The following is a 1,944-nucleotide window of genomic DNA, read 5'->3' on the forward strand; positions in this document are numbered from 1 at the left end:
CACTTATCTTTTGATACTTTAAAAATATAGTTTTTACAAGAGAGCATGGGAACTATTGAGATAAATAGTCATGGGAAAAAGGCCTCTAGGAAAATCAGAATGGAAACAGGGAGACTTGGGAAGAGAGACGCTCTTACGAAAGAGCAGGAATGTAACATAAAAGCTTGAGGATGAAACTTGCCAACTGCGTAAATCTGACTGAGTTGAGAGACCACTTTATATAGAATAAAAAGTGTAGCCTGCACGGTTCATCATTATAGGTCCATTCTTTACGAGGTTTCATTTTGACAATAAAAAATCATAAAACACATAAAAAAAGCTTTGAAAATGTAAAAAGTTAAATATAAAACCCTTGAAAATAGAAGGATAGAGAATAGTTGGAAAAATAAAAATCTACGGCAAGGTAGAGGGTGCCGGTTCGACTTTGGCAGGTGGCATCATTAAAAATAATAGTTAGAGCAGAACCTAGGTTCTGCTCTTTTTTCTTTTATAAATATAAGTTTATGGAATGATTATAGATAAAAAAACTGTATTTTAAATAATATTGATAAAAAGGTAGACTTTTATTAAACAGATTTTAAAGGAGGATGTTATGGAAATAGAAGCTGCCAAGAAAATTTTCGGTGAAATATTAAAAGAACAGCTAGAAAAAATAGAGAAGATGAAATCCTTTAAAGAGAGTGTAGACTACAAAAAATTAGATAAAATTATTATAGGGGTTATCGACGGAGACGGGATTGGACCAATTATAATGGAGCAGACAAAGAGAATAATGAATGAACTTTTAAAATCTGAGATTGACAGTAGAGAGATAGAGATAAGAAATATAGAGGGGCTGACCATAGAAAACAGGGTTGCCAAGCTGGAGTCAGTACCGGCTGATATTTTGGATGAGATAAAAAAATGCCATGTTATTTTGAAAGGGCCTTGTACAACTCCAATGGCAGGTGATCCCTGGCCTAATCTGACAAGTGCCAATGCTGTAATGAGAAGGGAACTTGATCTGTTTAGTAATGTGCGGCCGGTATCTATTCCCAGCAAGGGAGTGGACTGGGTATTTTTCAGAGAGAATATAGAGGGGGGGTACGCCCTGGGAAGCAAGGGTATACAAGTGGATGAAAATTTAGCCATCGACTTTGTACTGGAAACAAAAATAAATTCTGAACGTCTTGCCAAGACAGCATTTGAATATGCCAGAAATAATAATAAAAACAATGTCACCGTTGTCACAAAGGCAAATATAATAAAAACAACAGACGGGAACTTTATAAAAGCCTGTAAAAAGGTGGGAGAAGATTATAAAGAGATAAATATTGTGGAAAAACTTGCAGACGTTACAGCTGCGAGGTTGACCGATCTTGAGTTCAGCAGAGATTTAGAGGTATTTGTACTGCCTAACCTTTATGGGGATATTATCTCTGATATAGCAGCAGAATTTCAGGGGGGGCGTGGAACAGCAGGGAGTGCAAATGTAGGAAACAGATATGCTGTATTTGAAGCTATTCACGGGTCGGCTCCGGCAATGATAAAAAGCAACAGGGGGCAATATGCTGACCCGAGCAGTCTCATGAGAGGATTTGGAATGCTCCTGAACCATATAGGATACAATGAAAAATCAAAAGTATTAACAAGGGCCTTGGATATTTGTGGAGTTGAAGAAAGAAAGATTAAAATGACAAGTACATCAGAGGGGGCTTCAGCCAAAGAATATACAGATTACATATTAGATGAAATTAGAAAGTTGAAGTAATAAACAGCGGATTAAGTATAGAGGTAATTTTTAGATTATCAGGAGGGATTATGAATAAAACACTAACTGAAAAACTTATTTCAAAATCACTTGTAGATGGAGAAATGATAAGAGGTCAAAGAATCGGGGTAAAGGCACATCAGACTTTGTCTCATGATCTGAACGGAGTGATGTCTTATCTTGTTTTGGAGGCA

2 protein-coding genes are annotated in these 1,944 nt (G+C 36.4%); both read left to right on the forward strand.

The genetic code is table 11. The features are described from left to right. The first annotated feature begins 45 nt into the window (after nt 1-45). Entirely contained in the window at nt 46-168 is a 123-nt protein-coding gene (locus ABZA26_RS13940) for a hypothetical protein (RefSeq protein ID WP_372715099.1), read from the forward strand. A gap of 424 nt (nt 169-592) precedes the next feature. Further along, complete coding sequence (locus ABZA26_RS13945) at nt 593-1,750, forward strand: isocitrate/isopropylmalate family dehydrogenase (RefSeq protein ID WP_372715100.1); 1,158 nt, start codon at nt 593-595, stop codon at nt 1,748-1,750. Nucleotides 1,751-1,944: the final 194 nt, after the last annotated feature.

It is taken from the genome of Ilyobacter sp., from assembly GCF_041583315.1.
In the GTDB taxonomy this organism is placed as follows: domain Bacteria; phylum Fusobacteriota; class Fusobacteriia; order Fusobacteriales; family Fusobacteriaceae; genus Ilyobacter.